Raw genomic sequence first — 24,500 nt, 5'->3', positions numbered from 1 at the left:
GGCTTGGACCGCTTCCAGCGTCTGTCCGGTTGCTCTGGTGTTGAAATGTCAACCGATCGGAACCTTCCATGTGCAGCAATTGCGAACACCATATGAGCTGGCTGAACATTGCCGGATGATGGCGTCGCTGGCCTTGAAGATCGGGACGCATGAAACCGAACTTGACCTGCCGTAGGCACACGACATCCGCATAGCAAGGGCACCAGTCCGCTTACCGGGTGCTCGGATGCCTCAAGCCTCCAGATCCCAGCAAGCACACTAAAGACCACAGCTCGGCCCGCAACGGCCCGCGATGCCCGCCGTTCCGTTAACACAGGGCTGCCTAGTCGATATTCCAGCTTGGAATTGTGCGGAACCATACGAAGCGGATTGCAAGCAACCAACCCGGTTGGCCAGGCATTAATTTAGCAAAGCACCAAATAGGAAAGCATCGGGAGGAAGACCATGCTGCACGTTAACACGCCTGGCGAATTTGAGGTCGGCGACGAGGTGGCGATAGCATGTACCGTCATCACGATTCTCCCTAGCGGCCGCGCCAGAGTGAGCATTCCAACCTACGACCATCCTTATACGATCGATCCGCCACCCAAAGCCCGGGCCGGAGACCGAGTGGTTCTTGTTGGGGACGTCACCCGCATCGATCGCGCAGCGAACAAACTCTCTGTGCGGATTGACTGCGGCGGGGTGATCACGGTCGACAAGTCTGCGATCACTCGGCTGAGAAAGCACCGCCGAGCTTCAGCGGGTTGAGACTACGGCGATACAAAGGCTGCACTTGTCGGCGTAGAGAGATGCAAGCGCACTTGAGCAGCCCAATGGTGCAGCTTGGTGTCTCGCTACACCCCATCAACCACACCGGCCGGGCGAGTCTCCTTTTGTTGGCCAGACCACGAGATAATAGAGCGATCGGGCTTTGAAACTTGCCTATATGCCGGAAGTGCCAGTTCGCCCTTGTCAGGAAAGGCAGCTGGTTTCAGGTCGTTCCCATTACACGTGCGATGGATGCGGCCGAGAGATTCGGATTTCGCTCTTCAAAAGGCACGCGCACTCGGCCCACACCGCCGCCCTGAGTGGCAGAGGCGCCGGGTGGGCAGATGGGCAGCCCAACGGCTTGGGGCCGCATCGCCGGGCGGCCGAGCCCGGTCCGAGATCCGGGAAATCGTAGCTTGGGATCGAGACGCTTACGCGGTCTTCTGTAACCTACGCCGGACTGCGGCTGTAATTTGCTACCTCGTCTGCGATGTCGATCTGCCAAGTTGTTGGCAATATCCAGCACAGGCAGCGCTCGATGCGTTCTCGCTGGAAACGCTACCTCCGACCAACGGTTAGTGTCCCAATGACAAAAACAAAAGTGAGCTGACGATGGACCCGCGGCAAAACAACATTTTGGAGATGTGGTGTCTTCTAGCCGTTCCGCTGTCACTACTACCTACGATCCTAGTAGCGGCGGTCGTCCTTAACTGAGACAAGTTTCCAGCTTGGCGGCTTTGGCCTCACCAATGCCATGTAACCAAATGGCCTGCTCAGCGTTTCCTTCAACGGCGTTCGACTGTGCGCTCGCGATGAAGCCGTGTGATTTCAGGATTTCTGAATGATCGACCGGGACACGAGCCGGCATGAAGGAAGCTTCGACTGCATGATTGTAGGTGGCGGGCCAGCGGGCCTAGCGGCTGCGACTTACCTTGGAAGATTTCGAAGGCGAGTAATTGTTGTCGACGCAGATGAAAGCCGTGCAAGGCGGATTTCCTTGACGCGCAACTGCCCATGCTTCCCAGACAGCATCACCGGCGCTGACCTACTTGACCGCCTCGAACTGCAGGCTGCTCGATACGGCGCAAGCTTGGTCCGCGACAGGATCCTATCCATTCGCAAAACGAAGGCTGGGTTTTTGGCGGGCGCTTCATCCCCCATTCGTGCCCGCTCGGTGCTCATTGCAACCGACGCTGTTGACATCCTGCCGGATCTTCCTGGCGCTGCCGACATGATCCAAGCTGGCGTCTTGCGATTGTGCCCTATCTGCGACGGCTATGAAGCCATCGACAAACGGGTGGCCGTCATCGGACCGGTCGAACACGCAATGAAAAAGGCGTTGTTCATGCGCACCTTCACACAGGATCTCACTTTGCTGATTACCGATCCATCCGAGCTCTCTCGGGACAAGCTTACCAAGCTCAAGAGGGCCGGAATCGAGATCGGCGTATGCAGACCCAATGCCGTTTGCGCTACGGGCCGGGAGGCGGTCGTGAAGCTCATCGACGGCGGAACGCTCTGATTCGACACCATCTACGCTGCGATGGGCTCGACCATCCGCTCGGGGCTCGCGGTCGAGCTTGGTGCATGCTGTGACAAAGCGGGCAATCTCGTCGTGGACTCGCGCCAGCGCACCGCAGTCACCGGCCTTTATGCAGCCGGAGATGTCGTCAACGAAATCAATCAGCTTGCCGTAGCATTCGGCCACGCAGCGGTCGCTGCAACTGACATGCACAACTATCTGGCGCCGGGCGGGAGCATCACCGCGAGGCATACTAGGGCCACGCCTTAAGCATCGACCTTCTTCAGCTCCGAGAGCTGCACAAGGCCGTTCTGGCTGCGGAATGTCACTATCGCATCCGTACTTTGCGCCTGGGCGATCCGGGTGAGGTGATCGATGATTCAAACATAAGCGCGTTTCCGCTGCATCGGCGGCGGAAATTGGTCGAAGGTATCGCCCGGGTCCTAGAATCCAAGAACGGGGAGGACGCGAATGCCTTCTGGCGCACGCAGCCGGCAAAAGGAACAAAGTGCGGTGTCGCTGGTTGAGATTTGTTGAGACCAGAGCGGAGGCTTTCCCTGCTCTGTCTGACGTCTCATCCAGCGCAAGGATTCGCCGTGGGCATTCTTGAGAGCCTGAAGAAAGCTACCGAGCAGGCGACGGGTATCGCGCGACCGAGAAAGCAAGAACTCGCCGAATTTGTGAAGGTGAAGAAGCCACTCGAATTTCGGTTCAAGGATAACGGCCTCGTGCCGAACCACCCCTTCTGGCCGTTTGTCGTCTATCGTGGCGCCGTAAGGTCGGTGGAACAATTTGATTCCGCAGCCGTGCTGGAAGAGCTTTTCGAGGCCAATGGCTGGAGTAGCGGCTGGCGGGACGGCATCTACCACTACGTTCTTATTCCCGCAAAAATGAAGTGCTTGGGGTTGCGCGCGGAACCGGCAAGGTTCGGTTCGGGGGCAACAGGGGCCGTACATTGTCCTTGAAGGCCGGCGACGTGGCACTTCTTCCGGCCGGCACCGGTCACCAATGTCTCTCCGAGCCTGCTGGTTTCCTAGTGGTCGGCGCTTATCCCGCATCCGGCGCTTATGACGAATGCACGACAGCCCAGGAACATGAGCGGGCATTACGAACGATTCCCAAGTTGGCCGTCCACGGAAGGATCCGGTCTATGGGAGCAAAGCGCCGCTGGTGTCAGTGTGGAAAAAATGAAGCTTGAAGATGAAGTCCGCCACGTTTCCGAAGACTTGGACGATGATGTACTGAGTGACGCTGTGCGGGCGCTGCATCGTCGGGTGAAGATCGTTCATGATTTCGATATCCCCTACATTGCTGGCTACAGCAAAGATGGCAGGACGATTTATATCGATCGCCATATGCCTCGCACTATGGATTGGAAATCGGCCAAGGTCCGGCTTGCCCCATTTCTGCTAACGCACGAGATCGTTGAAAAGGCGCTCCTAGACGAACTCGGGCTTCATTATCTGCACGCGCATCAAATCGCCCTTCGAGCCGAACGCGATGCCGTGAAGGCGGCGGGTGTTGGGTGGTCCGCTTACCAGGCCGTCAACAAAAAGAACGAAAAACCGATCTCCGAAGAGAAGCTCAAGAAGATCCCCAAGGATCTTGACCTGACGCCCTGACCGCGACATGAGTGCCTTTTCAACGCTCGAGCGTCTGCTGAAGGCACAACGATAGTCGGACAAGCCAATGGTCCTCGCTTGCCAGTTCTATGACCGCCGCCTCGCTGCAGAGCCGACGATGCTCTTTGTTAGGTTCGTGCCCGGCCGAGAGTAGGGCTTTCAGTCGCACCGCTCCCATCTGATCTCGACCAGGCGTCGGAAACGGATTCCTGCCCGACGGGTGGAACAGCTCCGCTCGCATCGATTGCTTGCGGCCGCATTTTTCGCAACGGACCTTTGCCCGCACTTGGTCGATGGTGACGTTGCCAATCACCTCCCGCAATTCCAGCTGCTTATAGAAACGCTTGATGTTGCAGAGGCCACAGCTAAGGCGGGCAACCTGCCCCGCGTTGTGGGCATGCATCAACGTCCATGGCGCGCCTCTCGGCCATTTTTCGGGTTGTTCTGGCATCCCTAGAGATGAGGAACATATTCCTCTCGGGTCAAGAGGTCCTTGACTCTCTCGTTCTCTTTTTGTTCACTAAGGGCAAAATGGAGACATGCCATGAAATCGATCATTGTCACTGCGGCCGAGCAGCCCGAAATCTACGCAACGGTGAGGCGTGAACGGCCTGCCATACATCGCTCCGTCATCAAAATGGCAAAGCAAATGCGCGGCCTATCTGATGTCAGTCAGAAACAGGCGATCGCTGAACTTACGGCCACTTGGATTCTAGCGATCTACCCGGAAAGCTTGGAGTTGGCATTATCGCTTTCAGACGCGATGCGCGAACAGACCGATATCTATCTGAGGGAAAGCAAAAAGAAGCCCGCAGCACCGCACTGATGCACGCCCAGCCGAGGGCCCTCGCCGGCTAGGATCGACCGGGAGTGGCCTTATCAGATCGCGCTGCCCGACGACCTATGTACCGGACACAGCTTTGCGCTGATCCGCGAATTCTGCGGAGAGCGCGGGCTGGCCCGAATGGTAAGGCAGGTGCAGGCGATATGGCCGGATCATAAACATGAGAACTGGCGACTCTACCGCTTCGCCGACCAGGCGTCCGCACAGATGTTCCTTGAGCATTCGGAGGCATGATGTTCGATCCCAAGCGCGATCGAGAAAACGGCCACCCAAACGGGGTCTGGCGCCGGACAGGGGAATACAAGAGAATTCTCGATCTCGGGCCGCTGAGCGTTCCTCAGACACTGCGCAACCAAGGCAACGACATGTGCAACCTCTACAACGTCACCACCAGTCAAGAGGCGATCCGCCAATGGACCGGAGCCTTGCGCGATCTCCTGGGCAACCTTGAGCCGTCGATCGACATCTATCCCAACCAGTTCGGCCCGGTCGTCCGCAATGCTCAGGACGGGACGCGCGAGCTTGCCAAGCTGCGCTGGGGAATGCCGACGCCGCTGGAGCGCGTCAAAGGCAATGCCGATTCCGGCACGACAAATATCCGCAACCCTCAATATGGCCACTGGCAGCAATATGTCGGCATCGAGCATCGCTGCGTCGTCCCGGTGACGAGCTTTGCCGAGCCCAGCCCCACGCCCGGTGACAAGGACTCCGAGACGGGCATTCAGCGGAACTTCTGGTTCGCCCTCAACGAGGACCGGCCGCTGTTCTTCTTCGCGGGCCTGTGGACGCGCTGGCAAGGGGTGCGCAAGGTCAAGGAAGGCCCTGGGGATCACGAGCTCTATGCCTTCATGACCACGAAGCCGAACGCGTTAATCGCGCCAATCCACGAGAAGGCGATGCCAGTGATCCTGACCAGGCGAGAGGAAGCCGAGACCTGGCTGGCAGCGCCATGGTCGGACGCAAAACGGCTGCAGTGGACGGCGCCCGACGACGCTCTCGTCATCGTCGAGAAGCCGGCCACACAGATCAAAGTTCCGCTGCAGGCGCCTGCACAAGGCTCGCTGCTTTGAAAGCATCCCGATGAGCGACGAACTGATCCGCCTTCCCGGCGCACTAGAGCCCGTCACGCGTCCGGGCGTTCAGCATCATAGGTGCGAGCATCCCGACTGCGGCAAGGATGCAGGATGGGGCTTCGCCAAGCCGAAGCAGCCTTCGCATTGCTTCTGTTTTGAACACCGCGCCGACGGCGAAGCATATCTCTGAGGAGCAATTCGAAAATGATCAGTCCGCCAAGACGACATGGCGAGTATGCCGACCGCGAGATCGATTGCCAGGAGGCTATGGAGCCCGGTTTCCAGGCGATCGTCGATTGCATGATCGAGGCCGGCTGGGCGCGCGGAGAGATCGTGCGGGCGCTGAGGCGGCTGATCGCCGCCGACAACATGACGCAAAAGGAAAACGCCAAGGTCGAGGCGCAGCTCGCCATCGCGCGCGCGATGATGCGTGCTGGCCGGCCTTGACGATCGCCAGACCGGCGCCAGACGGCGGGGCGCTGGCGTTGGGCGGCGTCATCGTGGTGAATTTGAAGAGGTGAATCAGCTGCTCCCCGCAAGCTGATTTGCGACCGAGACAACTTTGCCGGCTCGCGAAACGGACCCTCAATATGCTGCCTCTAGGTTAGTCCCAGCTAAATGAAGGGGGCTTCCATGCGTGTGACCGAACGATTTTGGCGTTCAGAACGCGGCAACCTCGCCGTGGTGTTTGCGTTGGTCTTGCCGGTCGTGCTTTTGGGCGTCGGAGTGGCGATAGACTTTGCGCGCGTGAGCCGAACTGCCCAACAGTTGCAGGAGGGAGCCGACGCCACGGCCCTTCAGTTCACCGTGGCAAGCGCGAACAGCAGCGATATGACGTCGGAGCAGCGTCAGGAGAACGTTGATACTTTCGCCAGCCCCACCTTTGTGGCCACGCGAAGTCCCTATAGTGGTGACGCCCACCAGACGGTTGGATCAACCAATCCCACAATCGTGACGGTTGTATTGCACCAACCGCAGGAATTGGCCTTCTCGGCAATCCTTGGCGTCGATAAACTTGAAATTAGCCGAAGCGCAACCGCGATTGCCTATCCGCGATACCCAGTCTGTCTTCTCGTGTTAGATCGGTCCGCCTCGAACGCATGGTCGAATTCGGGGTCTTCATCGATAAATGGCCAGAAATGCGTTGCGCAGGTGAATTCAAGATCGGGGTCTGCGCTAGCCACGAATGGCTCATCGTCCATCAGGACATTGGTGACGTCAGTCGTCGGCCCCTCCGGGCCGTCTGCCGGCTTCAACCCTCAACCGCTTTTCAATCAGAAAGAGCTGGCAGATCCTATTATCTCCCGACTGGTCTGGCCAACAGACAATGTCTGCACCTACAATAACCTGGTGATCAAAAACACCACCGCAAATCTCATTCCCGGCACTTTTTGCGGAGGGCTCACTCTATCGGTCGGAGCGGTGGTCAATCTTGCCGCGGGAACGTATGTTATCAGGACGGGAGGGCTTTCGCTCTCCTCCGGCGCGGTTCTCGATGCAGCTGAAGGTACCACCATCGTTCTACTCGACGATCAGGCCACCATCACAATGCAGGCCGGCGCCAAGCTACGCCTGACGGCGCCGACCAGCGGCCCGTGGATGGGGATCGCGCTAGCTCAAAAACCCCAAGGCGTGGAGAGAACCTCCACGCTCATTGGCGGTGGCGATACAGATCTAGGCGGTATAGTCTATCTGCCGTCACAAAAGCTTTTTCTTACAGGTGGCGGTGCATTGTCGACCGACAATAAGCCTCGCATCTTTGTGGTCAACCGGATCGAGATGAACGGCAATGGCTCAATTTATCTTGCTGGCGCAAGTGACTTATTGACAACGAATTCTGCAACGAGACTGATGAATTGAACTTGGATGTAGCCAGCGCAGTGTTGTGAGACAGACTGCATTTGAGGTTCGCTTGCTTCCGTGTTGGACGGAGAGCGGATATCGAAGGCAACGCTTGGCCTCGTCGTGACAACGAATTTAATCAATCAGCGGATTGTATCGGTTACTTGATTCACCCGCAGCGAAGCGGCTCGTCAGTCCCTGCCTGGACGGCAGGTAGTGAACCACTGTGCCGATCCCACTGAGTAGACGCCGTATGTACGAGGTGATGCGCTTGGGACAGCCCGGACCGGGCGATTGGCGCCGCGGAGGTCGAACGGGATTTCGCGCACGCAGGCGAGAGACGCCGAAGATCGCGTTCTCGACGCCGCTCCGGGAGTCGGCCCGAATGCCCGGTTGGCGAAAGGCGAGGTCGACGACGTGGTAATATCGCTCAAATCGGAAGTGAACGGACAGATCATCGTCGGCGGCGCGCATCCTCGTCCCCTCGTTCGGTCGAAAGCTAGGTGGAATAATCAGCGTGCGCAACTTGTCATCACTGATTGCCGCTTCACCCGCGCTTCACCCCAGCTTTGAGCGTGCGCCCTTCGGCCTATGCGTGGTTCACCGTTTCTTCACTTTATTAGCGCACGTTCATAAACGGACATGTTGGTGTAGCTTGTACGTGCCCAAAGCCCCGGCGCAACGACCCAGCGCCGGGGCTTTTTTGTCCGCCTGGTAATCCGCGCGTTCAATCCGAGGTCGCTCTCAATTCGAACGCGAGCGAATTACGCCGCAAAGTCCCTTAGGCAAGACGCTGTGGGCGGCACCGTGGTGCGAAGCGCGAGTGCGGAGGAACTTTCTGGCACTCCACCAATTATTCTGCATATCCCAAACAGCACACATCGAACCGCCCCTTCTCTCCCAGGACAGCCCGGACAGGAGCGTGAACTGCGCAGTCGCCCTCGAAGGCGCATACGCCGCTCTGGTGTCCTCTTGCATCGAGCAAGGCTGGACGGCTGAAGAGACTGCCACCGCACTTTTCAACCTCGCCAAGGAACACCTCGAACAGCTCAAGGCGAGGCCATCGACTTAAGCCTGTGCGTGTTCGACATTTCGACGTCGCGGTGTCGGATTATTTGCATGCAAACCAGTTTTACGACGCTATCCTCCCATCCTCAACGGAAGATTCTGGGAGGAATGCATGGCTGCGCATGAGCAACATGCCGTTGAAATCATTAGGGACAAAGAGTGGTCGGTTCGCGTGAGGGTCAACGGCACCATCACCACGGTCCCTTTTACATCTGAGAGCTACGCGCGTTCGTTTGCAGACGGTCAGGCGTTTCGACTGGGCGTTCAGGTCGCAGAGATCAAGAAGGCGGCCTAGCTGCGCGCTTGCCCCAAGAGCCCCACAGCGATTGAACCTCGAGTCACCAAAGCCGGTTGAGATTAGCCGTTGCGCGGCATAAGAGCTTGTGCCTATAGTTAGTACGTGGCTCGCACGAACAAACAGACTGACTGTGACGACCTGTAGATGGCGCCCAAGCTGGGCTGCTGCGCGGTCTGGAGGTGAGCCGGAACACTCGGTCAACAGGGGATACGCACAGTGAACCGCTTTCAGAAACTCTCGACCGCAGCGCTCGTCGCAGCATCCTTCACGTCGGCCGCCCTCGCCGCGAATGACAAGCTGACGATCGGCATCGTCACCTTCTCGACATCCGACGTCGACACAAACCAGATGGTCGACACGATGAGCCAGGAAGCCAAGTCCAAGGGCTGGTCGGTGGAAACGCTCAATGCCAATGGCGATCCTTCGCAAGCGATCACCAGCATCAAGCAGCTGGCAACCAAGAAGGTAGACGCCATCATCGTCACGGTCTTCGATTCGACGGGCCTGGCGGCCGGGCTCCAGGCGGCGGCGGACGCAAAGATCCCCGTGCTTTCGGCCGGCGGCGGCATGGCAGACGGGATCGCGCTATCTGCAAGTACCGGTGCTGCGCAACCGCTGATCGACTTGATGCTGAAGGACATCGGCAAGTCCGGAACTGTACTCGACCTCACCTACCATCCCGGCATTCCGTGCCGCGAACGAGCCGACGCCTTCGATGCGGCGGTCAAGGCAAATCCGGGGCTCAAGGCGACCTCGCACGAGATCAGCATCCCGGGTGCTGCCGAATCCTCGCAGGCCGCGACCAGCGCCTGGCTTGCAGCCAATGCCAACGCCAAGGGACCGTTCGCCATCTTTAACTGCTATGACGACAACGCTATGGGCGCGATCGCGGCCCTGAAGCAGAACGGCCGCAGCGACGTGAAGGTCTATTCGTTCAACGCCACGGCACCCGCTGTCCAGGCTGTCAAGGACGGGACGATGACCGCCACGCTCGGTGTCGATCTGACTTCGGCAGGCAAAATGCTAGTCGATCAGATTCCCGACATCCTGGCAGCCGGCGACCAGTGGAAGCCCAAATCCTTCGTGCCAGGCTATACGCTCGTCACCAAAGAGAACGTCGACAAGTTCATCAAGGACAATCCGCAGTAAGCTCTCCTGATTGTGGGTCTGGGCCGGACTTGCCTGGCCGGGCCGGAGTGCTGTCATGAGAGCCGCCATGTCCGCTGATCATTCCCTGCCCGAAACCCACGCTCCGGCAGAGGCGCCCCGCGTCCTGCCGTCAACGCAGACCGGCTATGCCTCGCCCAATGCCCGACAGCGGCGCGCGTTGCTCATGCGCCTGCTTGGGACCTACGGCACCATCATCGTGCTGGCGTCGATGCTGGGGATCTTCTCGGTGCTGGAGCCGGGGACCTTCGCAACCATCGGCAATTTTCGCAATATCGTAAACGACATGGCGATCGGCACCATTGTCGCGGCCGGCCTCACCGTGCCACTCGTCGCCGGTGATTTCGACCTCAGTATCGGCTATGTCGCGAGTTTCTGCGGGCTGCTCGTGGTCGGGCTGTTGAGCAGCAGTGGCTTGCCGATCCTACCCGCCATCTTCCTTGTCGTCGGCCTCGGAACGGTCATCGGCATTGTCAACGGCATTGTCGTTTCGAAGATCGGGGTGAACGCCTTCATTGCCACGCTTGGCACGGGCACCATCGTCGTCGGGCTGAACTACGCCTATTCGGGCGGAATTCCGCTGCAGCTCACCCAATCGCGCGAATTCACGAATATCGCGATCGGCCGGATTGCCGGAGTGCCGCACCTCGTCATCATCATGGCCGTCGTGCTTGCGCTGCTGTGGGTGATCCTCAACCGCACAGTGCAGGGCCAACACATCAAGGCCATCGGCGTCAGCCCGGAATCAGCGCGCCGCGCCGGCGTCGCCGTCGATCGCAGCCGCATCGTTGCCTTCGCCATTGCCAGCACCTGTGCTGCTATCGGTGGCGTGCTGATGGCCTCCAATCTCGGCTCCGGCCAGGTGACGGCGGGTGACAGCTTCATGCTGACGTCGTTCTCGGCCGCCTTCCTCGGCTCGGCGGCGCTGCGAGAGGGTCAGTTCCATATCCTCGGCACCTTGATCGGCGTGCTGACGGTCGCCGTCGGCAACAATGGGCTGGCCATGATCGGCGCGCCGATCTTCACGCAGTTCCTGTTCACCGGCTGCCTTCTCGTCGTCGCCGTAGCGCTCGGCGGTATTGGCCGCCGCTATGCGAGGGGATAGGCCATGGCGCAGAAGATGCTGCTCAGCCTGCGCCGGATCTGCCGCAGCTTCGGCGGCATCCAGGCACTCGATGACGTTTCGCTGGACATCGCCAGGGGCGACATACTCGGCCTCGTTGGCGACAATGGTGCCGGCAAGTCGACGCTGATCAAAATCCTGGCCGGCGCGCATGACCCGACTTCCGGCGACGTGGTCCTCGAAGGGCGGCCGCAAAAGTTGTCGCCGCCGTCCGAAGCGCAACGCCTCGGCATCGAGACGGTCTATCAGGACCTGTCGCTGATCGGCACGTTCACTGCCGCCGAAAACTTCTTTCTCGGCCGCGAGATTGCGCTTGGCCGCGGCCCGGCGCTGCTGCGCTGGATCCGCCGCAAATCGATGGGCGACATCGCGATGCGCGGCCTCGAGGAACTGCACATCGATATTCCCGGGGTGCGCAGCAAACCGGTGGATCGCATGTCCGGCGGCCAGCGCCAATTGGTGGCGATCGCGCGCGGTGCCTTTTGGGGCCACAAGCTGCTGCTGCTCGACGAGCCCACCGCGGCGCTCGGCGTACGCGAATCCCGTGAGGTGCTCGACCTCATCAAACGACTCGGCGCCCAGGGGCTGACGATCGTCATGGTCACCCACAATCTCGATCATCTCTGGCAGGTGTGCAACCGCGTGGTAGTGATGCGCAGGGGCCGCAAGGTCGCCGATCTCGCAAGTTCCGGCACCAACATGGAGGACGTCGTCGCCTATATCACCGGCGCCAGGCAGCCGGCGACCGCGCAGGCGGAAGCATGAGCGCGACTGAAACGATGACGCTGCGCCGGCTGCTGGGCAATGCGCCGAGCCGCTGGGGGCATTGGGGTGCCGACGACGAGATCGGAGCGCTCAACTATCTGACCGCTGACGAGGTCAAGCGCGGCCTGGCGTCGGTGCGGGACGGCCGCACCTTCACCCTCGGCGTGCCGGTCGGGACCTCTGAGGGCGATGCCGTCTTTCCCGGCCGCTGGCCGGCGAAGCATTTCATGGTCGCCGACAAGGCCGGCTTCGAGAACGGCCACTGGCAACCGCTTGCCGGCGGCCTCGAATTCGCAGACGACTATGTCACCGGCTTCGCACAGGCCGGCACGCATTGCGACGCGCTCGGACACATGTGGTTCGACGACACGCTTTGGAACGGCTTCGCGGCAAGCAGTACCAATGGCGGCATGACCAAGGCCAGCATCATGCCGATCGCGGAGCGCGGGATCGTCGGACGCGGCGTGCTGCTCGACATCGCCCGGTTCCGCGGCAAACCGGTCCTGGAGCGCGCTGAAACGTTCACGCATCGCGACCTCATGGAATGCGCCCGGGCCCAAGGGGTCGATATCCTGCCGCGCAGCATCCTTCTCGTTCGCACCGGCTGGGTCGGCGCACTGGCGGCGGGAAGCCAGGGCGTCGGCGATGGATATTGGGAACCCGGACTGACCTTCAGCCTCGACCTCGTGCGCTGGTTCGACGAGATGCAGATCCCCTGTCTGGTTACCGACACGCTGGCCAACGAGACAACCTACGAGCCCGAGACCGGGTTGATGCTGGTGCTGCACGCCGCGCTGATGCGCAATCTGGGCGTGGCGTTCACCGAAATGGCATCGCTCGACCTGCTGGCCGCCGACTGTGCCTCAGACCGCCGCTACGAAGGCTTCTACTGCGCCAGTCCGGTCAAAGTGAGCAAGGGCACCGGCGGCGCGGCAAATCCAGTGTTCATCAAATAGCACCCAACAAGGTGGAACGGCTTATGACTTCTGCAGACCACCAGATCTGTTTCCTGCCGGCCACGGAACTGGCCCAGCGCATCCGGCGCCGCGACCTGTCGCCGGTTGAAGTGACCGAGGCCTATCTGCGCCGCATCGAGGCGCGCAACCCGGTGGTCAACGCCTATACGCTGGTTCTCGGCGACCAGGCGATGGAAGCTGCGCGGGCCGCCGAAAAGGCCGTGATGGCAGGCGGTCCGCTTGGACCGCTACATGGCGTCCCCGTCGGCATCAAGGACCTCGACGATATGGCCGGCGTGCCGACCTCGATGGGGTCGTGGGCGGTGCACGACCGGGTGCCCAAAACAAGTGCTGTGGCGGTCGAGCGCCTGCTCGACGCAGGCGCCATCATGCTCGGCAAGACCAACACGCCGGAGTTCGGCCATAAAGGCATCACCGACAATCTGCGCTTCGGGCCGACCAGCACGCCCTTCGCGATCGGCTACAATTCCGGCGGCTCGTCCGGCGGCAGTGCGGCAGCGGTCGGCGACGGCATGGCGGCCCTGGCGCAAGGCACGGACGGCGGCGGTTCGGTCCGCATCCCCGCCTCGTTCAGCGGCACCGTCGGCTTCAAGCCCTCTTTCGGCCGCATTCCTTCGGTGACTCGCCCCGACGCCTTCTTGTGGGGACATCCTCTGGTCCATATCGGACCGCTGACCCGCACCGTTGCGGACGCCGCGCTGATGACCAAGATCATGGCCGGGCCTCACAACCGCGACCCGTTCTGCCTGCCGGATGACGGCGTTGACTATGTCGGCGCCGTTGCCGGGCGGACGCCGAAACTGCGCGTCGCCTACAGCCCGCGACTAGGCAATTTTCCGGTCGAAGCCGGGGTCGCCGCCGTCGTTGCCCGGGCCGTCGATGTCATGCGAGCACATGGCATTGAGGTTGATGAGGTCGAGCTCGATTTCAGGGCCGATCACAAGGAACTGGCGGCGCTTTGGGTGCGCACGATCTCGATCCACTATGCTGCCATCGCCGTGTACTGGAAACAGGAGGGCATCGACCTGATGGGCAAGCACGCCGAGGTGCTCACCCCGCAGTTCCTCGCCATGCTGGAGGGCGCCTACAAGGTGTCCGCCGTCGACCATGCGCTCGACGATCTTTTGCGCACCGGCGTCCATGACGGCCTCGAGGATGTATTCGAAACCCATGACCTGATCGTCTCGCCGACGCTGGCCGTTCCGCCCGTCAAGAATGCCCCCGACGGCAACACCATCGGGCCGACATCGATCAATGGCGAGGCGGTCGATCCGCTGATCGGCTGGTGCATGACCTATCCGATCAACTATACCGGCCATCCGGCGATTTCGGTTCCGGCCGGCCTGACGGCGCAGGGCCTGCCGATCGGCCTGCAGATCATCGGGCGGCGGCACGCCGACGAAACCGTTCTGGCGATGGCGGCTCAGTTCGAACGTATGCAGCCCTGGTTCCAAAGCTATCCGGGGCTCGCTGGATAGTTGGGTGTCGGAATACCTAGATCGGAAGCTGCAGCAGCTCGGAAATCACCAGACCGGCTGCGCCTAGGAGGGCGGCCCGGTCACCTGCATCACCGGCAATGAATTCGATCGCGCCGCCGGGTCGTGACGGAACCATGGCGCGGACATGCTCCGCGATTGCGCCGAGCAGGCAATCGCCGCCGAGCACGACATCGCCATGCATGATGAAAATGTTGGGCGCCACCGTCTGCTGCAGATTGGCGATGCCGACGGCGACGTTGCGGGCATAGCGGTCGAGCAGCTCAGCCGCCCCCGGCAGCCGCCGCGCCGCCATGTCGACGAGGCGGGCCGAGTCGATCAGGTCTGGCTCGGGCAGAGCCGCGCGGGCGGCCTCGCGCCGGAGCCAGCTCAAGGTGGCAATGGTGTCCCAGCAGCCGCGCCTGCCACAGCGGCAGGGCTCGCCGTCGAGCTGCACGAAAGTGTGTCCGAGTTCGCCGCCTGCGCCTGCCGTGCCACGATAGAGGTGCCCGTCGAAATAGAGTGCGCCGCCCAGCACCTCGCCCGTGTAGACGACCGCGAATTGCCTGACGCCGCGCCCGGCGCCGAACCAGCGGTCGCCGACCAGCAAGGCGCGCGGATGATGGTCGAGCTTGACCGGCAGGCCGAAGCGTCGCCCGAGATCGTCGGCGAGCGGGTAGCGGTCGAGCGCCGGCGCGAGATTGACAGCGACGATCGACCCGCGATCGGTGTCAACCATGCCGCCGACGCCAACACCGATCCCGAGAGGCATGCGCCGCGCCCTGGAGAGAGTGTCGCCGACGCATTCGGCGATCGCCTCGATGATTGGCCGGACCGGCCCCCTGCCGTCCGGCAGGGCCATCTTGCGTTCCGATTCGATCTTGCCGTCGAGCGTCGCCACGCAGGCATGCACGGCATCCGGCATCAGCAGCACACCGCAGATCGGACGGGCATTGGGCGAGAACCACAGCGGCCGGGCCGGCTTGCCGCCGCCCGGACTGGGAGGAACCGGGTCGCTCTCGACCAGCACCTGATCGTCGATCAGCGGCTGCACGATTCCGGAAATGGTGGTGCGGTTGACCCCGGCCAGGCGGGCCAGTTCAGCCCTGCTCGTCGGCCCAAGATCGAACAGGGCCTGCAGCACACGGCCGCGATTGGTCGAGCCGACCATCGAGGACGACAGCAGCGCCTTGCGCCGGCGCGAAATCCGCTCCGCGCCGGACGCATCGCCGGGGGGCGTGAACAGAGCGCTGCGTCCGCCATTCGGGCGCCCATCGTCGGTATCGTCCATCGTCGGGTTTTTCATAAGGGGCATCCTGCCAGCTCTTCTAACCCAGGACCTTGCCGGTTTCGAGCACTTTGTGCGAGCAGGCAACAAACTCGTGCATTGCCAGGACAAGATGCGTCGCCAATGTTCAAAGACACGTCCGCTCGGCGTCTCCTGACTAATTGGTGTCACAATAAGTGGGTGCGCGAAGCATTGGGCCGAAGGCGCGGGCACACCCGCAACGACGGCGCGATGCCGCTCAGGATCAGATTGGGTCCAGAGGCACCGGAGAGGCCTCCAAGACAGGCAGCGACGCTACGCAATTCCAGCACGAAGATGCGAGAAGCTCTGGAATTCGGAAAAGCCGCTGGAGGTGCCGACAAGCACCACGGCTGCATCCGGGACAATCACACTTTCTGAGACCAGTTTTCGCAGCCCAGTCAAAGCCGCCGCACTCGACAGTTCGAGATAAAACCCGCAGCGCGCCAGCCGGCTCTGATCATAGCGTGCTGCAGCGTCGTCGACGACCACCACCGATCCCTTGCACGATGAGATCGCATCTAGTGCCTGGTAGGTGACGGTCGCCGATTGAGGTCATGGCCGAGCGACCTGCGAAACTGGCGCGATAATCCGCTCCGGCAAGCACTTCCGATATTCGGCCGAACGGCTCGACGGCATGAATGCGGGGTCGCTCTTCGATCAGCCCTGCCGTATGCAAATCGCAAAAGCCGCGAGCGATTCCCCACAGCAGATCAGCTCTCGATGTCGGAACCACGATATCGGCACATTCCCTGGTGCCCGGCAGTTGAAACAGTTCGATGGCAAGCGACCTGTAGCCATCCACTCCGAAAGGATTGCTGCCCACCGGCGGAACGACGTAATTCGTGGCGGGATACCAGTCCCCGGCCCGGACACGGTCCGCGAGCACCTGCCAGCGGCGTTCGGGCGTTTTTGTGGCAAGCAGGGTCGCCCCGTGCATCTCGATCGCACGCCGCCAATTCGGGTTCATGTCAGGCGTGGTCACGATCACGCAGGCGAGCCCGACATGAGCCGCATAGGCGGCCAGCGAAACGCCTGCATTGCCGCTTGAGGCCGGGCAACAGTCGAAGCGCCAATCTCCAAAGCGCGTTGCACGACGAACCGGCTCATGCGGTCCTTGTGTGATCCAGTCGGGTTGGCGCCCTCATTCTTGAGAGAAAGCGCGCGGATGCCGATCTCTGTCGCCAGGCCTTCCAGCCTCACAACGGGGGTGTTGCCCTCGCCGAGGGTCGGGTGCTCGGGATAAACCTGCCAGTCGCCGGCACGGTCCAAGGATCTGGGGAATTCCTCGTATTCGACGGCGAGGCTCGCTGGCATATCTTGGCTGAGGCAGGTCGGGCAACCTTCGAAATAGTCTCCGATCGGAAGGAGCGCTCGGCAACGAATGCAGCGCAGGCCCCTCACACGTGGGTTGAGCCTCGAAACCGATCTAGGCATGCAAAGCGCGATCTGCGCCGACGTCGAGATCGGTCATCAGCTTGAACAGGCAGTCTCCGCGATCGGCGAGTGAGGGAACCCTGCGGCAGGCAACCAGACCGGATGATTCAAAGTGTAGCGTTTCAGGTTCGCGTGTCGGCAAGTCCGGAAAATGGATACGCCCTGCCAGCTGGCCGCTCACGACCTCTTGCCCCACGTCCGCGGCCGGTTCGAAAACGCCTCGGTCGCGTGCATAGACGAAAGCGCTATGGCCCTCGACTGTCATGAGGCGGGTTGGGGAAGCGGGCTCGACGGCGGCATTGCGCAAAATTCCTTGGTCTTTCAGCACCCGCTTCAGCCCGGTTTCGGCCAGCGACAGCCCGTCCAGGGACAGGGTTGCGCCACCGCCAAGTTCAGTCGTGAGCGCAAGCGCACCACATTCCTGCGCCGCCGCTGCCGGCGTTGTGAGGCCGCCGCCACCCGTTCCGTCGCTGACGAAGCTTATTGGCGCTCCGAACAGCCGCAGGAGCCTCAGCAATCTTTCATGCTCCTCGCAGGTCCGCCCAGGACGCACCAGTGCGCTGGCCACGTAGTGAAGCGAGCGGCCGCCGGAGTGCAGATCGACGACAAGATCTGCCATCGGAAGCAAGATGTCGCACGCATAGTGGGCGATCATTTCGGTCGGCGATCCGGTCGCATCGCCTGGGAACAGCCGATTGAGATTGCCCTCGTCGAGTGGCGACACGCGCCGACCTGCCGCGACTGCGGGTGCGTTGAGTGCCGGAAGGATCAGGAGTCGCCTCGAAACCTGGTGGCCTGGATCTCCCGGGCCAGATTGCAAAGGGCGATCTGGCCCAACCGCGACGATCACTCCGGCACGCCGGAGATGCCAAGCGCCTCGACGTAACGCTCGGCGAATACCTTGTCCAGCCACGGGTTGATCTGTCTCTGCAGGGTGAGCGTGTAGGTCGGGAACGCCTTCATCAGCCGCCGCGTCGCCGCCTGCGCCTTGTCCAGCCGGTTGAGTTTGACCAGCGCCATGATCACCACTCGGTGCGAGGAGCCGTAGTTCGGCATCTCGTGCAGCGCGCGTTCTCCCCATGCCAGCGCTTCCTCGTAGCGCTCGAGCATCAGGTAGCTCATCCCGATGCCGGAGAGCGCGATGCCCTTCTCGGGGTCGACCGGGCTCAGCCGCATTGCCCTGTGAAAGTGCTCGATCGCAACGAGCGGGCGGCTGGAATGTGCGTTCACCCAGCCGCTGCCCGTATGGCCCTGCGCCGAATTGGGGTTGAGCAGCAGGGATCGTTCGATCGTGCCCAGCGCCATCTCGTAGTCCCTCGCGCTGTAGGCGAGCACCTGCGCGGCGAAGCGTAGGCTCGTGGGGTCGTCGCGCGCTTCCGCCAGTACCTCGCGCGCCATGCGCGCGGCGACTCGGATATCGTCGGGCTCGTGCCAGCACTGGCTCACGGATAGGCTGCGGATATAGGCGCCGAGTGCCTTCGCCAAGGTGAAGCCAGGGTCGATGCTGAGCGCCTCGTTGGTGAGCCGGCGCACGTCGGCAAAGCCTTCCCGCGTCATGCTGTAGAAGCGCGGCAGCGCGCGAAGGTAGAGGTCGTAGGCACTGATGTACTCGGTCGGCTTCATGCGCGCCTGCTTGATCTCCTGCAGCCGGATGCTCGGTTCGACAGCGCCGACGACGCTCTCGGTCACTTTGTCCTGCAGGTCGAAGATGTCGCTCACGTCGCCCTCGAAGCGGTCGGCCCAGACATGGTGTCCGCTGATCGCGTCCACCAACTGCCCACTGATGCGCACCCGCGATCCTGCTCTGCGGATGCTGCCTTCTAGCACGTAGCGGACGCCCAGCTCGCGCCCGACCTGGCGCAGGTCTACCGCCCGGCCCTTGTAGGTGAAGGACGAGTTGCGGGCGATCACGAAGAAGGAGTTCACCCGGCTCAATCCCGTGATGATGTCCTCCACCAGCCCGTCAGCGAAGTATTCCTGGTCGGGGTCGCCGCTCATGTTGGTGAAAGGCAGAACCGCGATCGAGGGTTTCTCGGGCAGGGGAGGCGGTGCAGCCACCAAGGCGCTGGCGTCGATCTCGACGCGGTAGGCGCGCACAGGCCGCTCGATGTTCTTGAGGCGCAGGTTGCCGAGCGGCGTGAAGCCGCAGTCGAGCTTGCCCTGAAGGTGGTCGTAGGCGGTGCCCGAGACGACCACGGTGCCGGGATCGGCGATGCTTTCGAGGCGGGCGGCGATGTTGACCCCGTCGCCGTAGAGGTCGCCGTCCTCCTCGCAGACCACGTCGCCGAGATTGACGCCGATGCGGAAGCGAATCCGCTCTTCCTCGGGCGTCTCCGCCTCGTGTTCTGTCAAAGCCTGCTGGATCGCCATCGCTGAGGTCACCGCGTTGACGACGCTCGCGAACTCGCACAGCATGCCGTCGCCGGCGAGCTTGACGATCCGACCCTGGTGCTCGGAGACCAGCGGTTCGAGGAGGTCCTTGCGGTAGATCTTCAGCCGCTGAAGCGTGCTGTGCTCGTCGCGCTCCGTCAGGCGCGAATAGCCGACCACGTCGCAAGCCAGGATCGCTGCGAGGTGGCGCTGGGTGGTCATTGCACCGCTCAGCCAAGCGCCTGCACGCGGGCCGCCCCGCGTCCATTTCCTGCCAACTTCCAGACGCCCCATGTGCATGGTATCCATCTCTCCCAGTCGCCGCCCGTCGCCGATACAGAACGGAGAACGCAGCTTGACCTTGCCTTCACGAGATTTCGCCATCCCGCTTGCGAGGCGTGGAGCGTTCCAGTCGCCGCCCTAACAGCCAACCGACGACACGCCCACGCAGCCTCTGGGGACGCTGACACGCCACTCCCCAGAAGGCCGGAGATATTTCTTGCCCTGTGTAACCGGTTGACGCCACCGTGACGGTGCTTTTGTCACCGCGATGTAACAGCGAGATGCCCTACGAACGCGCGCTTCGGGCATTACACCAGACGTTCGCGCCTAGAGGTGCTGAGGTCGGCTGGTGGCGCGAGCGCGACCTTCAGCATGGTCAGCTGCAATGTCTGCTTCGGGCGGAGGCAAGACCGCCTCTGCGGCCGACATTGAAGCGCAAAAACTGCCGTTCACTTCGTGATAGGTGTAAGCCGGCTTCGATTCAGAACCGACCTCGGCCAAAGGCTACCTTTGACCCCTTCTGGGTATTTGTGGACCATTTATTGGGTAAAGCCGCTCTTGGCGATGCGCTCTTCGAAAGTCGGGCCAAGCCCGACATGCTGAAGCACTGGCCAGCGTCCATCGCGGCGGCAGCTTCTGGGCTAAGCGGATGCCTTCTGTTACTTGCGGACGTTTGATGTGGCGCAAAGGATCAGCAGAAGCTAAGATGTTTTGTTCTTGGAGGCTGTCGTGCGTACGAGACGTTTCAGAAAGCCCGTCGTCGTTCAACCCGGCCGGATCGATCGCGACAGAGTTGTTACGTCGGTATCCGACGCGGCCGAAGTTCTGCTGAGGGATTGGCCGAGGCCGGAGGGCAAGTCGCGGCTCGCCGCAATCGAAGCATGCCTTGCCGTAATCCGTGGAGAAAAACCACCAAGGATAGCGCGCCAGGCGTTCATCGCTGCTGCCAAGGAGGCCAGGATATTGCTCGGGGAAGAAATTTAGCTTACCCAGCACCCGTATGCCCATGCCCTTGAAGCACGGAGCGCTGCTGGATTCAGTTGCTTTGTGGCTTCGAGCAGAGCGTGATGTATCGATGTGGTGCGATTTTATCGATATGATTTGATTGTCTGTCGAGGGCGACGATATATCCGCTCGACTTGTCGATCGCACATTGATCGACCTCTCCTGCCCCCGCCAGGATGCGAGGACGTGAAGACGCAAGCCGTGCTGAAGCTTGTGTTGTGGCGAGAGCGGCGCTTACTGAACCGCGAAGCCAGGCAACTCATTCCCAGCCAGGCCATCTAGCCATCCAGACCTGATGGCATGGCCCGGACGTCGTGCACTGTCAGGCTTTGGCCTTGCGCTTTGCTGGTGCTTTCTTTGGCGGCGTTTTGGCAACCGCCTTGCGGCCGAGACCGGCAGCTTTGGCAAGCGCAGACCGCTGAGCCGCATAGCTGGGCGCTACCATAGGATAGTCCCACGCCAAACCCCACTTGGCTCTGTACTCATCAGGTGTCATGCCAAGCAAGCCCAGGTGGCGCTTCATCGACTTGAACTTGCGCCCGTTCTCAAGGCTTATAATGTATTCGGGAAAGATCGACTTCTTAGGATTTACCGCGGGCGTAAGTATTGGCGATGGCGCAGCGACCAGCTTGGCCAGGCCAGACAACGCAGAATTAACGCTCGCGATCAAATTCGGCAGATCCGCCACGGGCGTTGCGTTGCTTTGGACATAGGCGGCGACGATATCTGCTGTCATCGCTAGCAGATCAGCATTTCTTTGCCCAATTGCTTCGTCCATCAAAATCATTCCCTTGTTGACCTCCGGCGTTCCTATTTGGAAAATTCGGCTTGCGCAATTGCAAACAACGATTATTTGACGCCGGATTACTCCAAGCGCCGGCTACGGTGTACTGACGCCTGGCTAAGCAAAAAAAGGAGATCGGTCGGCCCGCTCTCAACGGTCGACCCCAAGTACATCACGCACGGGCATTGCCGTGCGCTTCGAGAGTGGGCGCAGTTCAGACTCCGCGTAGACTTTCAAGATGGCGAGTTACCCTCGCTTCGCCGCGGACGGGATGGGCTGGCTACGCCGACGATCCCGGACGGCGACTCACAGCATCAATCCAGCGCGTGTAGGTAGCGGATGGGGCGGCCATCAGCAATGCGGTCGGCGGCTGTGGCGATGGAATTGGCGTCGATGCCGAAGTGGCGGTAAAGGTCACCGATCGTCCCCGACTGGCCAAAGTGCTCGACACCGAGACTGCGCGTGCGGTGGCCGTACACCGAGCCCAGCCAGCCGAGCGCCGCCGGATGACCGTCGGTGACGGAGACGATCGCGCAATGCGCTGGGAGATCGGCAAACAGCCTTTCAATATGGCTCCTTGCATGGACGAGGCCGCGTTCGCGCGCGCGACTTGCCGCTGTCCAGCCTGCGTTCAATCGGTCGGCCGAAGTCACGGCCAGAAGACCGACGTCGCGACGGTCCTCCGCCATCATGCCGACCGCCTCGATGGCTTCCGGCGCGACGGTGCCGGTGTAGGCAACGATCACTTCGGCATTCGGACCCGGACGCCGCAGCCAATAGCCGCCATCGACAATGTCCTGCTCGAGCTGTGGCGTCATGGGACGAATGATTTGCTCGACCGGGCGCGTCGAGAGTCGCAGATAGACCGAGCCGCCGGTCTCGTCGCCCAGCCAGGTGCGCTCCGACTGCACGGCGTCGCCGTCGCGCTGCATATAATCCAGCGCAAAGCGCATGATGACGCTCAACTCGTCGACGAAGGCCGGCTCGTAGGCGGCAAGTCCGTCCTGCGCCATGCCGATCAGCTGGGTGGCGATCGACTGATGCGCGCCGCCTTCCGGTGCCAGTGTGACCCCGGACGGCGTGGCGACAAGGAGGAAGCGCGCATCCTGGTAGCAGGCATAGTTGAGCGCATCGAGGCCGCGCTGGATGAACGGATCGTAGAGCGTGCCGATCGGCAGCAGCCGTTTGCCGAAGATCGAATGCGACAGCCCGAGCGCCGACAGCAGGATGAACAGATTGTTCTCGGCGATGCCCAGTTCGATGTGCTGGCCGGAGGTGCCGAATTCCCATTTCTGCGCCGAGGCGATGCGTTCGCTGCGGAAAGTGTCCGCGAGTGACTGACGCGCGAACAGGCCGCGCCGGTTGACCCAGGGGCCGAGATTGGTCGAAACCGTGACATCGGGCGATGTCGTGACGATGACATCGGCAAGCGGCCCGCCGGCCCGCGCAATCTCGTCCAGAATTCTGCCGAAGCCGACCTGGGTGGAGACGCTGCCTTTGGCCTCCGCGACGAGACGATCAGGGATCACGATGCGCTGGGCGTGCCGGCGCCGCTGGCCCTTTGCCGCGAACGGAACGGCATCGAGGAATCGTTGCAGCTCCAAATCGCCAACAGCCAATCCCTCGAAGGCGTTCCACTCCCGCCCGTCGCCGACCGACATCGAGGCGCGAAGGGCCGCCATCTGATCCTTGGTCATCAGGCCGGCGTGGTTGTCCTTATGGCCGGCGAGCGGCAGGCCGAAGCCCTTGATCGTGTATGCGATGAAGCACGTCGGCCGATCGTTGCCGCGTGCCGTCTCGAAGCTCTCGATCAGGCATGGTAGGTCGTGGCCGCCGAGATTGGTCATCAGCGCGGCGAGCTCGGCATCGGAGCGCCGGTCGAGAAGCGATTGCAGGCCCGGCTTGTCACCGATGTCGGCGATCAGGCGCTTGCGCCAAGCGGAGGCGCCCTGATAGGTCAGCGCCGAATAGAGCTGGTTCGGGCAGGCGTCGATCCAGGCCTTTAGCGCCTCGCCGCCCGGTTCGGTGAAGGAGGCTTCGAGCAGCGAGCCGTATTTCAGGATCACGACGTCCCAGCCGAAATTCCGGAAAATGTTTTCGAAGCGTTCCCAAAGGCCTTCGCGAACCACGGCATCGAGGCTCTGTCGGTTGTAGTCGACGATCCACCAGCAGTTGCGCAGGCCGTGTTTCCACCCTTCCAAAAGCGCCTCGAAGATGTTGCCTTCGTCCATCTCGGCGTCGCCGATCAGCGCCACCATCCGGCCCTCGGGCATGCTTTCGTCGCGGGCGCTGAGATAATCCTGCACAAGCGAGGCAAACAGCGTCTGCGCGACGCCGAGCCCTACGGAGCCGGTCGAGAAATCGACGTCGTCGACGTCCTTGGTCCGCGACGGATAGCTTTGCGCGCCACCGAGGGCGCGAAACTGTTCGAGCTTCTCCCTCGTCTGGTTCCCAAGGAGATACTGGATGGCGTGGAATACCGGCGAGGCATGCGGCTTCACCGCAACGCGGTCGTGTGGCCTCAGCACCGAGAAATAGAGCGCGGTCATGATCGTCACCAGCGAGGCCGAGGATGCCTGGTGCCCGCCGACCTTCAGGCCGTCGGTGCTTTCGCGCAGATGATTGGCGTTGTGGATCATCCATGCCGACAGCCAGAGCACCTTTTTCTCCAGCGTCGAAAGTGCCTCCAGCTCTTGTTTGTCCATGCCGCAAGACTCCCGATTTCGATCGCCGCAATCATAGAGCTGACCAAAAGCTGATTGTCGCTAAACTTGCATGAACTTGGCAGCT

At 61.6% G+C, this 24,500-nt stretch carries 27 protein-coding genes; 18 read left to right on the top strand and 9 right to left on the bottom strand.

Features of this window, described 5'->3' with window-relative positions; translation table 11 throughout:
• Positions 1-444 precede the first annotated feature (444 nt).
• The 6 genes from NKJ94_RS27970 (at position 445) to NKJ94_RS27945 (ending at position 3,894) form a co-directional block, all read left to right on the top strand.
• Positions 445-750 (top strand): hypothetical protein, encoded by a 306-nt coding sequence (locus NKJ94_RS27970; RefSeq protein ID WP_352529711.1) that lies wholly within the window; start codon positions 445-447, stop codon positions 748-750.
• Positions 751-1,591: 841 nt separating this feature from the next.
• Positions 1,592-2,272 carry an NAD(P)/FAD-dependent oxidoreductase gene (locus NKJ94_RS27965; protein ID WP_352529709.1) on the top strand — a complete coding sequence of 227 codons (681 nt, stop codon included), beginning with the start codon at positions 1,592-1,594 and terminating at the stop codon, positions 2,270-2,272.
• Positions 2,273-2,281: 9 nt separating this feature from the next.
• Positions 2,282-2,542: an FAD-dependent oxidoreductase gene (locus tag NKJ94_RS27960; protein WP_352529725.1), complete on the top strand. Its 261-nt coding sequence runs from the start codon at positions 2,282-2,284 to the stop codon at positions 2,540-2,542.
• A gap of 98 nt (positions 2,543-2,640) precedes the next feature.
• Complete coding sequence (locus tag NKJ94_RS27955) at positions 2,641-2,799, top strand: DUF6074 family protein (protein ID WP_352529707.1); 159 nt, start codon at positions 2,641-2,643, stop codon at positions 2,797-2,799.
• 69 nt (positions 2,800-2,868) lie between these two features.
• The gene (locus NKJ94_RS27950; RefSeq protein WP_352529705.1) at positions 2,869-3,237 is read left to right on the top strand and encodes a hypothetical protein; all 369 of its coding nucleotides are present in this window, start codon (positions 2,869-2,871) and stop codon (positions 3,235-3,237) included.
• Positions 3,238-3,366: 129 nt separating this feature from the next.
• Entirely contained in the window at positions 3,367-3,894 is a 528-nt protein-coding gene (locus NKJ94_RS27945) for a hypothetical protein (protein WP_352529703.1), read from the top strand.
• A gap of 19 nt (positions 3,895-3,913) precedes the next feature.
• On the opposite strand, the gene NKJ94_RS27940 is transcribed toward NKJ94_RS27945, so the two are convergent.
• A complete protein-coding gene (locus tag NKJ94_RS27940; RefSeq protein ID WP_352529701.1) occupies positions 3,914-4,297 on the bottom strand; it encodes a hypothetical protein in 384 nt (127 codons plus the stop codon).
• A 141-nt stretch (positions 4,298-4,438) separates the two neighbouring features.
• Between NKJ94_RS27940 and NKJ94_RS27935 the strand changes: the two genes are divergently transcribed.
• The 11 genes from NKJ94_RS27935 to NKJ94_RS27885 all read left to right on the top strand — a co-directional run bounded on the left by NKJ94_RS27935 (position 4,439) and on the right by NKJ94_RS27885 (position 14,529).
• Positions 4,439-4,720: a hypothetical protein gene (locus NKJ94_RS27935; protein ID WP_352529699.1), complete on the top strand. Its 282-nt coding sequence runs from the start codon at positions 4,439-4,441 to the stop codon at positions 4,718-4,720.
• A 383-nt stretch (positions 4,721-5,103) separates the two neighbouring features.
• The gene (locus tag NKJ94_RS27930) at positions 5,104-5,808 is read left to right on the top strand and encodes an SOS response-associated peptidase (protein WP_352529723.1); all 705 of its coding nucleotides are present in this window, start codon (positions 5,104-5,106) and stop codon (positions 5,806-5,808) included.
• A gap of 10 nt (positions 5,809-5,818) precedes the next feature.
• Positions 5,819-6,001 (top strand): hypothetical protein, encoded by a 183-nt coding sequence (locus NKJ94_RS27925; RefSeq protein ID WP_352529697.1) that lies wholly within the window; start codon positions 5,819-5,821, stop codon positions 5,999-6,001.
• Between the two features lie 14 nt (positions 6,002-6,015).
• Positions 6,016-6,258, top strand: a complete 243-nt coding sequence (locus tag NKJ94_RS27920; protein WP_352529695.1) for a hypothetical protein — start codon at positions 6,016-6,018, stop codon at positions 6,256-6,258.
• A 186-nt stretch (positions 6,259-6,444) separates the two neighbouring features.
• The gene (locus NKJ94_RS27915) at positions 6,445-7,671 is read left to right on the top strand and encodes a pilus assembly protein TadG-related protein (protein ID WP_352529693.1); all 1,227 of its coding nucleotides are present in this window, start codon (positions 6,445-6,447) and stop codon (positions 7,669-7,671) included.
• 1,162 nt (positions 7,672-8,833) lie between these two features.
• Positions 8,834-9,016 (top strand): hypothetical protein, encoded by a 183-nt coding sequence (locus tag NKJ94_RS27910; RefSeq protein WP_352529691.1) that lies wholly within the window; start codon positions 8,834-8,836, stop codon positions 9,014-9,016.
• Positions 9,017-9,235: 219 nt separating this feature from the next.
• Positions 9,236-10,168, top strand: a complete 933-nt coding sequence (locus NKJ94_RS27905) for a sugar ABC transporter substrate-binding protein (protein WP_352529689.1) — start codon at positions 9,236-9,238, stop codon at positions 10,166-10,168.
• Positions 10,169-10,235: 67 nt separating this feature from the next.
• Positions 10,236-11,291: an ABC transporter permease gene (locus NKJ94_RS27900; RefSeq protein ID WP_352450301.1), complete on the top strand. Its 1,056-nt coding sequence runs from the start codon at positions 10,236-10,238 to the stop codon at positions 11,289-11,291.
• A gap of 3 nt (positions 11,292-11,294) precedes the next feature.
• Positions 11,295-12,074 (top strand): ATP-binding cassette domain-containing protein, encoded by a 780-nt coding sequence (locus NKJ94_RS27895; RefSeq protein ID WP_352529687.1) that lies wholly within the window; start codon positions 11,295-11,297, stop codon positions 12,072-12,074.
• Positions 12,071-13,030 carry a cyclase family protein gene (locus NKJ94_RS27890; RefSeq protein WP_352529685.1) on the top strand — a complete coding sequence of 320 codons (960 nt, stop codon included), beginning with the start codon at positions 12,071-12,073 and terminating at the stop codon, positions 13,028-13,030. Before NKJ94_RS27895 ends, NKJ94_RS27890 begins: the two co-directional genes overlap by 4 nt.
• 23 nt (positions 13,031-13,053) lie before the next feature.
• A complete protein-coding gene (locus tag NKJ94_RS27885) occupies positions 13,054-14,529 on the top strand; it encodes an amidase (protein WP_352529683.1) in 1,476 nt (491 codons plus the stop codon).
• 16 nt (positions 14,530-14,545) lie between these two features.
• Here NKJ94_RS27885 and NKJ94_RS27880 read toward each other — a convergent pair whose 3' ends face one another.
• The 6 genes from NKJ94_RS27880 to NKJ94_RS27855 form a co-directional block, all read right to left on the bottom strand.
• Positions 14,546-15,832 (bottom strand): ROK family protein, encoded by a 1,287-nt coding sequence (locus NKJ94_RS27880; protein ID WP_352529681.1) that lies wholly within the window; start codon positions 15,830-15,832, stop codon positions 14,546-14,548.
• Positions 15,833-16,108: 276 nt separating this feature from the next.
• Positions 16,109-16,324: a hypothetical protein gene (locus NKJ94_RS27875; protein WP_352529679.1), complete on the bottom strand. Its 216-nt coding sequence runs from the start codon at positions 16,322-16,324 to the stop codon at positions 16,109-16,111.
• Positions 16,293-16,859 (bottom strand): pyridoxal-phosphate dependent enzyme, encoded by a 567-nt coding sequence (locus tag NKJ94_RS27870; protein WP_352529721.1) that lies wholly within the window; start codon positions 16,857-16,859, stop codon positions 16,293-16,295. The genes NKJ94_RS27875 and NKJ94_RS27870 overlap by 32 nt, the downstream gene beginning before the upstream one ends.
• Positions 16,820-17,104 carry a pyridoxal-phosphate dependent enzyme gene (locus NKJ94_RS27865; RefSeq protein WP_352529677.1) on the bottom strand — a complete coding sequence of 95 codons (285 nt, stop codon included), beginning with the start codon at positions 17,102-17,104 and terminating at the stop codon, positions 16,820-16,822. Before NKJ94_RS27865 ends, NKJ94_RS27870 begins: the two co-directional genes overlap by 40 nt.
• Before the next feature lie 157 nt (positions 17,105-17,261).
• Positions 17,262-18,119 (bottom strand): M14 family metallopeptidase, encoded by an 858-nt coding sequence (locus tag NKJ94_RS27860; protein ID WP_352529675.1) that lies wholly within the window; start codon positions 18,117-18,119, stop codon positions 17,262-17,264.
• The gene (locus NKJ94_RS27855; RefSeq protein WP_352529673.1) at positions 18,116-19,861 is read right to left on the bottom strand and encodes an adenylate/guanylate cyclase domain-containing protein; all 1,746 of its coding nucleotides are present in this window, start codon (positions 19,859-19,861) and stop codon (positions 18,116-18,118) included. Before NKJ94_RS27855 ends, NKJ94_RS27860 begins: the two co-directional genes overlap by 4 nt.
• A gap of 789 nt (positions 19,862-20,650) precedes the next feature.
• Between NKJ94_RS27855 and NKJ94_RS27850 the strand changes: the two genes are divergently transcribed.
• Entirely contained in the window at positions 20,651-20,905 is a 255-nt protein-coding gene (locus NKJ94_RS27850) for a DUF982 domain-containing protein (RefSeq protein ID WP_352529719.1), read from the top strand.
• Positions 20,906-21,248: 343 nt separating this feature from the next.
• Here NKJ94_RS27850 and NKJ94_RS27845 read toward each other — a convergent pair whose 3' ends face one another.
• Complete coding sequence (locus tag NKJ94_RS27845; protein WP_352529671.1) at positions 21,249-21,704, bottom strand: Ros/MucR family transcriptional regulator; 456 nt, start codon at positions 21,702-21,704, stop codon at positions 21,249-21,251.
• Positions 21,705-22,024: 320 nt separating this feature from the next.
• A complete protein-coding gene (locus tag NKJ94_RS27840; RefSeq protein WP_352529669.1) occupies positions 22,025-24,415 on the bottom strand; it encodes a thiamine pyrophosphate-binding protein in 2,391 nt (796 codons plus the stop codon).
• Positions 24,416-24,500: the final 85 nt, after the last annotated feature.

Source organism: Mesorhizobium sp. M0060 (assembly GCF_040323155.1).
GTDB lineage: Bacteria > Pseudomonadota > Alphaproteobacteria > Rhizobiales > Rhizobiaceae > Mesorhizobium.
Note: the sequence above shows the minus strand (reverse complement) of the source record. Positions and strands in the feature narration are given on the sequence as shown.

What these genes read in the sequence shown, in the direction of transcription:
- NKJ94_RS27970 (WP_352529711.1), top strand. Translation starts at nt 445, where the DNA reads ATGCTGCACGTTAACACGCCTGGCGAATTTGAGGTCGGCGACGAGGTG.
- NKJ94_RS27965 (WP_352529709.1), top strand. Translation starts at nt 1,592, where the DNA reads ATGATCGACCGGGACACGAGCCGGCATGAAGGAAGCTTCGACTGCATG.
- NKJ94_RS27945 (WP_352529703.1), top strand. Translation starts at nt 3,367, where the DNA reads ATGAGCGGGCATTACGAACGATTCCCAAGTTGGCCGTCCACGGAAGGA.
- NKJ94_RS27940 (WP_352529701.1), bottom strand. Translation starts at nt 4,297, where the DNA reads ATGCATGCCCACAACGCGGGGCAGGTTGCCCGCCTTAGCTGTGGCCTC.
- NKJ94_RS27935 (WP_352529699.1), top strand. Translation starts at nt 4,439, where the DNA reads ATGAAATCGATCATTGTCACTGCGGCCGAGCAGCCCGAAATCTACGCA.
- NKJ94_RS27930 (WP_352529723.1), top strand. Translation starts at nt 5,104, where the DNA reads ATGTGCAACCTCTACAACGTCACCACCAGTCAAGAGGCGATCCGCCAA.
- NKJ94_RS27925 (WP_352529697.1), top strand. Translation starts at nt 5,819, where the DNA reads ATGAGCGACGAACTGATCCGCCTTCCCGGCGCACTAGAGCCCGTCACG.
- NKJ94_RS27920 (WP_352529695.1), top strand. Translation starts at nt 6,016, where the DNA reads ATGATCAGTCCGCCAAGACGACATGGCGAGTATGCCGACCGCGAGATC.
- NKJ94_RS27915 (WP_352529693.1), top strand. Translation starts at nt 6,445, where the DNA reads ATGCGTGTGACCGAACGATTTTGGCGTTCAGAACGCGGCAACCTCGCC.
- NKJ94_RS27910 (WP_352529691.1), top strand. Translation starts at nt 8,834, where the DNA reads ATGGCTGCGCATGAGCAACATGCCGTTGAAATCATTAGGGACAAAGAG.
- NKJ94_RS27900 (WP_352450301.1), top strand. Translation starts at nt 10,236, where the DNA reads ATGTCCGCTGATCATTCCCTGCCCGAAACCCACGCTCCGGCAGAGGCG.
- NKJ94_RS27895 (WP_352529687.1), top strand. Translation starts at nt 11,295, where the DNA reads ATGGCGCAGAAGATGCTGCTCAGCCTGCGCCGGATCTGCCGCAGCTTC.
- NKJ94_RS27890 (WP_352529685.1), top strand. Translation starts at nt 12,071, where the DNA reads ATGAGCGCGACTGAAACGATGACGCTGCGCCGGCTGCTGGGCAATGCG.
- NKJ94_RS27885 (WP_352529683.1), top strand. Translation starts at nt 13,054, where the DNA reads ATGACTTCTGCAGACCACCAGATCTGTTTCCTGCCGGCCACGGAACTG.
- NKJ94_RS27880 (WP_352529681.1), bottom strand. Translation starts at nt 15,832, where the DNA reads ATGAAAAACCCGACGATGGACGATACCGACGATGGGCGCCCGAATGGC.
- NKJ94_RS27855 (WP_352529673.1), bottom strand. Translation starts at nt 19,861, where the DNA reads ATGACCACCCAGCGCCACCTCGCAGCGATCCTGGCTTGCGACGTGGTC.
- NKJ94_RS27845 (WP_352529671.1), bottom strand. Translation starts at nt 21,704, where the DNA reads ATGGACGAAGCAATTGGGCAAAGAAATGCTGATCTGCTAGCGATGACA.
- NKJ94_RS27840 (WP_352529669.1), bottom strand. Translation starts at nt 24,415, where the DNA reads ATGGACAAACAAGAGCTGGAGGCACTTTCGACGCTGGAGAAAAAGGTG.